At 69.7% G+C, this 7535-nt stretch carries 5 protein-coding genes; all 5 read right to left on the bottom strand.

The features are described 5' to 3' along the window. The coding region (locus VFE28_03550) for a POTRA domain-containing protein (GenBank protein HZM15054.1) at nt 1-1365 on the bottom strand (1365 nt) is incomplete at its 3' end. Continuing rightward, entirely contained in the window at nt 1352-4870 is a 3519-nt protein-coding gene (locus VFE28_03545) for a hypothetical protein (GenBank protein ID HZM15053.1), read from the bottom strand. The genes VFE28_03550 and VFE28_03545, both read right to left, overlap by 14 nt. A 1-nt stretch (nt 4871) precedes the next feature. Then, nucleotides 4872-5780 carry an NHL repeat-containing protein gene (locus tag VFE28_03540; GenBank protein HZM15052.1) on the bottom strand — a complete coding sequence of 303 codons (909 nt, stop codon included), beginning with the start codon at nt 5778-5780 and terminating at the stop codon, nt 4872-4874. A gap of 20 nt (nt 5781-5800) precedes the next feature. Continuing rightward, a complete protein-coding gene (locus VFE28_03535; protein ID HZM15051.1) occupies nt 5801-6631 on the bottom strand; it encodes a hypothetical protein in 831 nt (276 codons plus the stop codon). Next, nucleotides 6631-7452 (bottom strand): hypothetical protein, encoded by an 822-nt coding sequence (locus VFE28_03530; GenBank protein HZM15050.1) that lies wholly within the window; start codon nt 7450-7452, stop codon nt 6631-6633. Before VFE28_03530 ends, VFE28_03535 begins: the two co-directional genes overlap by 1 nt. Between the last annotated feature and the right edge of the window lie 83 nt (nt 7453-7535).

Raw genomic sequence — 7535 nt, 5'->3', positions numbered from 1 at the left:
GAGCTCGTGGCGCCGGCCGAGGGGCCAGCCGGCCTCGTACAAGCCGCTCCACACCGTTTGCCGGTACGAGGTGTTGTCCGGCACCGAAGCCAGAACGAAGGAGTTGGATTTGTGCGCGTACTCGGCGCGCACCTCGAGCTTGCCGTAGGGCCTGCCGTCGCCGGGGCTCGAGAGGCTCTGGAAGAGTAGGCCCAAGCGCCCGCGCCAGCGATGCGCGTCGCCCTCGGGCTGCACGTGGAACACCGAACGGTCGAAGGCGCCGCCGAGCTCGAGACCGAGGTTGCTGCGGAGCGGCAATACCACCGCGGCGCCGGCGGTTTGATAGGTGTAGGTGGAATCGCGCACGGTTTGAGACAAATCCAGGCTCAAGTCGAGCCGCCAGCCGGCGAGGAAGCGCTCCCGATAGCCCACGCCGAGGTTGCTGCCGGCGATGGCGTCGCGCTTCCACGCCAGCGCCAGGTCGCGCCCCGTGCCCCAGATGTTGCGCAGTTGCAAGTCCACGGCACCGTGGAGATAGGCGCCCCGGTCGCGCGGATCCTGGGCCACGCCGACGCTGCCGAAAAAAGCGTTGCGTTGCGGTGCTTCGACGACCCGGAGCATGACGCCGAGATCGCCCTCGCCGCTGCCGGCGCGATAGACGAGAGGCTCCTCCACGGCGGCGAAGAGACCGCTCCGCTTCAAGAGCAAGGTGGACTCGCGCAAGCGGCGGAGATCGACACCATGCGTCGGGCCGAGGCCGGAGAGGCGTTGCACCAGACTGCTCCTGCTGTGGCTATTCCCGTGCACCTGCACTTCGGTCAACCGTGCCACCGGTCCCTCGGAAACCGCGATGCCGAGGACGACCCCCTCGGGAAGGATCTCCAGCCGCTCCACCACCGCCTCGGCATGCAGGTGACCGCGGCGGGCGTAGACATCGACGAGTGCCTGCAGGCCTTCTTCCACCGCCACCGGTGCGTAGACACCGCCTTCGCTGAGACCGGTGATCTGCCGCGCCTCGTCGGCCTCGATGGCTTGGGTGCCACGGAGGAAGACGTGGGCGAGCCGTGCCGGTTCGCCGGCGTGGATGCGGAGTCGGAGCAGTCCCTCCGCCGCCGAATCCGCCTGGACCGTCGCCTCGAGCCAGCCACGCTCGAAGAGCACGCCGCCCAGGCGGCGAAGAGCCGGTTGCAGACTGTCCGCCACGAACGGCAGGCGAAGCGCCCGCAACAGCTCCGCATCGTCCACCGGGTGATCGCCCACGAGCTCTGCCGTGCGGTACGTGATCGCACCCACCGCCGGAGAAGTGGACTGCGCCATGGAGGGCGCCGCGCCGCCGAGGAGCACGAGGCCGAGGAGCGAGCTCCGCATGACTTCAGAAAATCGCACGGGTCTCCATCTTCACGTCGTAGGTCGAGCGGCCATCGGTGTTGCGCACCGCGGTTCCGGTCAGGTTCAGGTTGAGGATGCGGGCCAGGCGATAGCTGCCGGTGAGCGTCGCCGAGGTCTTGGTCCCCGGCGCATCGAAGAGGAAAGGCGGCAGCGCCCCGGGCGGTTTGTCCTCCAGGACGCGCGTCGCGGTGACGCTGCCTAGCAGGCGCAGATTGCGCAGCGGCGCCAGCACCACCGCCGGGGTGAGCGCCAGCAGCTGCTGCCGCACCAGGGAGAGCCGATCCTCCTGCCGCGTGGCACCGCCCTCCAGCGCCAGCCGCTCGCTCGGCGTCGGCCGGAAGGCGAGCGCCCCTTGCAAGCGCTGCGAGCGGATGTCGAAGTCGCTGGCCGACGGGCGGCCGGGCACCACGGCATCGAGCTCGCCGCTGCGTTCGCGGCGACCCACGTCGGCCTCGGCGCTCCAACTCCAGCGCCGCGTCGCACTCTTCTCGAAGCGGAGCGTGGCGCGGCTGCGATGCGAATCGAGGCGCTGGTCGGCGAAGCGGCCGTCCAGGTCGTCCTCCCAGTCGAGGAACAAGCGCAGCGAGTTTTCCGGTGAGTTCTCCAGGAACGACCACTCCTGCCGGGCACGGAAGCTGCCGAACAGGGTGGCAGCGTTCTGGAAGGCGCTCGGCTGCAACCAGTAGAGGCCGCTCTGGGCATCCCGCGTCTGCTCCTGCACCGAGAGCACCTGCACGAAGGCCAGGCGCCGTCGCCACCAGCTGGCGCTGGAATCGACCGCACTGCCCCCGCGGCCGACTTCGAAGCGCAGCGAGGTCGCGAGCTGCGTCGTGCTCTCCGTTTCCCCGAGAGTGCGATAGACCTTGTCGTACTCCCCCTGGTCCTTGCCGACGGCGCGGCCTTCGGCGTCGTAGTCGCCCTTGCCATCCGGCGACAGCACCAGCACCTGCTCGAGCTTGCGGGTTTCGTCGTCGGTGACCTCGTAGCGCAGCTCGCCGCGCAGCCCTCGGCCGGGCGGATCGAAGCGCAGCTGCAGGCGAGCCAGATCGGTCTCGCTGCCGCTCGACGTGCTCGCTCCGGCCGGCTCGAAGGTGCGCCGCGACCAGGCGATCTCGGTGTTCCATGCCTTGCCGGGGCGGCCAAGGAGGCTGGCACCATAGGTATCGTTGCGCCGGTCCGCCTGCCAGGGATCGCTCCCATCCTCCGGATGGTGCGACTCCGTGTCGCGCCGGCCGAACTCGATCCCGGCATGCAGACGCTCGCCGCCCACGCCGAGAGCGGCATGGCTGTCCAAGTAGCGGTAGCTCGGTCGCAGCTGTGAATCCGCCAGGGCGCGGATGAACTCGTCGGCCTCGACCCGCACCTCCGGAAGGAACGGCCCCAAGCGGTAGCGCGCCACGCCGCTGGCGAAGTGGCGATTGCGCCCGGCATCCGGGCCGAGCGCCGGTTGCTCGCTGTCGAGCCTCTGCCAGCGCAGCGCGACCTGGCGCTGCTCGCGACCGAGCGCGAAGTCCACCTGTCCCCGCCGCGTCTCCAGATCCTCGCCGCGGTCGAGCCTGCCGGCGTTGAGGGCGAGCCGCAGCCATGGGGCTTGCCCGCCCTGCTCGTAACGCAGCGTGGTCTCGCCCAGGCGCTCGGTGCTCCGCAGGCTGTCCTGCTCGGCGTTCCAATCCTTGTAGTAGAAGCCCGGTCGCGCCCGACCGAGGGAGGTGAAGCGCGGCGACAGTTGCGAGTAGTGCATGTCCCAGGCGACGCGCCCGCGCCCCGATTGAATGTCGACGGGAGCGAACTGCAGGTCCAGCGCCTCGGCGAGGTTGTCCCCGTCCCCGGCGCTGGCGAAGAGATTGCCGTCGAAGTCGGAGAAGGAGGCCTCGCCGGCGAAGCGTCCGTTCTTCCACGGCTTGCCTTCCAGCATCGCGCTGGCGAGGCGGGTGCGATTCGGGGGCTGTAACAAGCGGCCGATCTCGAAATCACCCAGGCCGGCACCCACGTGCTCGAAGTAGCGCAAGCCGGTGCGCCCATCGAGGCGGTCGTCGTAGCTCCCCTTGCCGGTGCCGATCTCGTAGAAATCCACCACGAGATTCCCCTGCTCCGGATCGTAGACGACGAGAGTCGAATCGAGGCTGTCGTAACGGTAGAGGCCGGTGCCGGGAGTCACCACCTTGATCCCGGGCGCCACCGCGGGTTGATCGCCGGCAGTGCGCAGGATCTCGACCTCCTCCGGCGTCAGCGGCTCGCCTACCGGCTCGCTCTCGTCGTCCGCTTCCTGCACGAACATTCCCTGCAGCTTCCACCTCTCTCGTTGCAGGGCGAGGCGGGAGGTGCGCGTCTGGCGCTGGAAACGCTCCGTGCTCACCTGGTAGTCGACGGCGATTTCCGAATCGGCGGTGATGCGCCGGCGACTGGTGAAGCGCAGCTCGCCGCGCACGTAGTCCACGACGTAGTCCTGGTTCTCGCCCCGGCGAAGCAGCTGGCCGTCCAGGTAGATGCGCTCGCTCCCTGGCAGGATCGTCGAGCCCGATAACCGCCGCGCCGAGAGCAGCTCGTACGGCCCCTGCTTGCCCTCGGTGCCGCGGAAAGTGGCGGTTTGCAATTCGCCGCGGGTGAGGCCCCCACCCAGGCTCGCCTCCTGCCCGTGCCAGTGCGCCCGCACCTCGGCGCCGCGCAGCTGGCGCTCGAAGCTGGAGAAGAGGGACGTCGTCCGCCGCAGGTCGAAGTCGCCGACGACGCCGCCGATCACCGGGCCCTGCATCTCGATGAAGACGCGATCGAGATCGCCCAGCTCTTCGGTGTTGCCCTCGGGAACCACGGGAAGGTTGTCGTCGGCGAGCACGGCGTCGATGCGGAGGTCGTCCCCCAGACTGCCCGACACCTGCACCCGCAGCGACTGCTCGAGGGAGGCCTCGCGGTTGCGCCCGAAGGAGACGCCGATGGTCTTCGAGCCCGAGAGCTGCAGGCCCGGGGGCAGGCCGACCTGGCGCGGCACCGTGGTGGGCGGCGGCGGTGCTGCGGCGCCGGCTGGATCGACGCCGCCAAGGGCTTCCTCGCGGCTCACGATCTCCACCGCTTGGAATTGACGCGTGCGCGGCCCGGGCAGGTGCAGGTAGGTGATGCCGACGCGCAGGGACTCGGAAGGAGCGGCGAGGAGGTAGACGACGCCGCGGGCGTAGTCGATGCCGTAATCGCGGTTGCGCACCAGGACGCTGTCGCCAGCTTGCACCACCTCGCTGCCGAACTGCAGGAAGGAGTGCGAGAGCAAGGCGCGGGCTTTCTGCGGCGGGAAGAGGAGCGCCTCCTCTTCCCGCAGCAATTCCGTCCAGCCCAGGGGTTCGCGGCTTCCGGTGCCAGCGCCGCCTTTCGTGTCGGTCGCAGCTGCCCCACTCGAGTCGGCCACAGTGGTTGCGCTCGTGTCGGTCGCAGCCACCGCGCTCGTGTCGGCCGCGGCTCCCCCGCCGGCGAGCGTTCCCGCGAGGAGCACCGCCGCCACCCGGGCCCGCCACATCTCACTGCCCCCGCACGATGTCCACCCGCAGCAAGAGCCGCGGCTGGCGCGACAGCACCCACAGGGTCTCGCCCTGCACGCTCACGTCCACGGGCTGCAGGCCCGGGAGCTCGAGCACGGCGTGCTGCCGCAGGTCCTCCGGGCGCGTCGTGAGCGCGTGCACCGATCCACCCGCGTCGGCGACGAAGACGACGCCGTCGCTGCTCGTGGCCAGACCGCGCGGCTCGACGAGGGAGGTCACCAGGGTGCCGGCATAGTTCCCCACCTCGTCGTAGCGCTGGACGCGCCGGTTGCCGGTGTCAGCCACGTAGAAGGCCCCGTGCGCCGCGAAGGCCACGCCGGTGGGGCGGGACAGCTCTCCCGGCCGCGCTCCGAAGCCACCGATCACGCTCTCGATCTGCTGCTCCTCGTCCACCAGCAAGACGGCGTGGCGGCTCGGATCCACCACGAGCACGCGACCGGTCCCGTCGACGGACAAAGCGGTCGGCATGCCCGAGGTGCGGCCGGTAAAGTTCTGCAGCAGGTCGAGGTAGCCGCCCTCCTGGGTGAAGCGGAGCAACGACTTCGACAGCGCGTCGAGGACATACACCTGGAAGCCAGTGACCTCGAGATCCAGCGGCTGCAGCCCGGGCTGTGCGGAGGGCGACTCGAACTCGTATTCCACCCGGCCGCCGGCACCGACCCGGAGCACCGTGCCCCGGCCGCGGTCGGCGATGAAGAGCTGGCCCAGGGGACCCGCGGCCACGGCGACCGGTTCGACGTAGTCGGGATAGGGGAGCTCGAAGCGCTCCGCCTCCACCAAGCGCAGCTCCGCCGCGCCGCCCCCCGCCGCTGTCAGGGCGAGGAGGACCACCAAGGGGCCGGCAAGACGGAACCGGCGCGGCACCGCGGGCGCGGTGGCGGATTCCACGGTTCTCCCTCCTCGCGGGGTCAGAACCGCCGTTGCAGCAGCAGGCAGGCCAGGGGTTCCCGCGGCGTTCGACCGAGGCGCAGGTGCAAGCCGAAGCCCTCCGCCTCCCGCTGCTTGGCGTCGTGACGCATCGCCTGGAACACGTCCGCCATGCTGGCGATGCGGTTGACGATGGCGACGGCGAGCATGTTCGTCGCGTGGTCTTCGGCTTCGAGCGAACCCTTGCGCAGGTCCCGGTAGCGGACGAACTGGTCTTCGCTCGGCCAGGCCCAGCCGGCGTCGCCGGTGTACTCCACCCCCACGACCTCGCCACTATCCCGCTGCTGCCGGCGCACGAACTCGTTCCATTGTCCCGGACCGTCGCTGCGCAGGAACTGACCGATCGCGGTGTAGTAGGCGTCGTCGCCTTCAGGCACGGCGCCCGCCACCGCCACGGCGTAGTCGATGGCGCTCTCCTGCCGCCCGTTCTCTTGCACCTTGAAGGTGGCATACGAGATCCAGATGCCGGCTTCGACGGTGCCGAAGATGAGAGCGCGATTCTTGTGGCCGGCGTAGTACTCGCCGGCGCCGGGAACGGCGGCGGAAAGGAGCAAAGCCCACTTGAGCGAGGGCACCGAGGTCGTCGGCTCCGGGAGCGGCACGGGGGACGCCTGCATGGCGGCCAGCACCTCGAGGCTCGGACGCGGCAGGAGCGGCGTCGTCGACGGCGCCGCGGCCCACGTCGCCGCCGTCCCGACCGCAGCAGCGGGCGCCGCCATAGCCGGCCCCGAAACGGCACAGAGGAATCCGGCGCCCGCCACCAGCCGCATCACCCACGGCGCCTTCCGGCCGGTGTGCTCGCGACCTCGCATCAAAAACTCCACTTCAGGCGCAGGCCAGAGCCCGCGCCCCTGAAGGTCATGGGCTCGATGGACAGGCTCTCTCGGTGGCTGTCGCGGCGCACCAGCCAGAAGCTCTGGATCACGCTCAGGATGCGTGTCGCCGCGGCGACGCCGAGAAGCGCGTCGGCGTTGTCGTAGTTGTCGTTGCTCGCGATGCGCATGTCCACGTACTGCCGGCGGTGGTTCGCCGGGTTCTCCGGATCGTAGCTCGGCGATTGCCAATCGTCCCAGCCCGGGAAGAAGTGCTCGTACTTGCCCAGGTTCTCGTAGTACTCGCGAGTGTCCTCTTCACGGGGAATGTAGGGCGGGCTGCAGTTGCAATGGTAGGGCGATAGCGTGTCGTAGTACGTCGTCTGCCGCAGGTCGTCCTGCCATTTCGCCTCGGTCCAGTGCTGGTCGGCGAACTGTTCGTAGGTTTCCTTCCACTGGTCGCCCTCGTCCTCGTAATGGAAGTAGCCGATCCAAGTGGCCACGTCGGCGGCAAGCAGCGGGATGCCGTTCCAGAAATGCCCGCTCACGATCTCCCCTGTTCCTGGGACGAGGGCCGAGAGCCCCATGGAGAGAGCATAGCGTCCCCGCCCGCTGGGCGCCGTCGCCGGGGCCGCCGGGCTTTCCTGCAGCTGGAGCCTGCCGCCGGGGAAAAGCGACACCGGCGCTGCGGCCCCGCTGAACGCCGCCTGGATCGAGAAGCCGCCCGCACCTGCCCGGGAGGTCAGCACCGCGACCGAGACCAGGCTCGCTCCGAAAAGGAACGCCGCGCGGCAGCGCCTGGGTGTCGGGCCTGCGCTCATCGGCTTCCTCAACGCAACACGCTGATGCGTTCGACGAGCGGCGAGGGGACTCCCGCGGCAACGCTCACGAAACGACATAGATA

The sequence above is a fragment of the Candidatus Krumholzibacteriia bacterium genome, from assembly GCA_035649275.1.
Classification (GTDB): domain Bacteria; phylum Krumholzibacteriota; class Krumholzibacteriia.
Note: the sequence above shows the minus strand (reverse complement) of the source record. Positions and strands in the feature narration are given on the sequence as shown.

Excerpts from the sequence above, each read along its gene's own strand:
- VFE28_03545 (HZM15053.1), bottom strand. The coding sequence starts at position 4,870 with ATGTGGCGGGCCCGGGTGGCGGCGGTGCTCCTCGCGGGAACGCTCGCC.
- VFE28_03535 (HZM15051.1), bottom strand. The coding sequence starts at position 6,631 with ATGCGAGGTCGCGAGCACACCGGCCGGAAGGCGCCGTGGGTGATGCGG.
- VFE28_03530 (HZM15050.1), bottom strand. The coding sequence starts at position 7,452 with ATGAGCGCAGGCCCGACACCCAGGCGCTGCCGCGCGGCGTTCCTTTTC.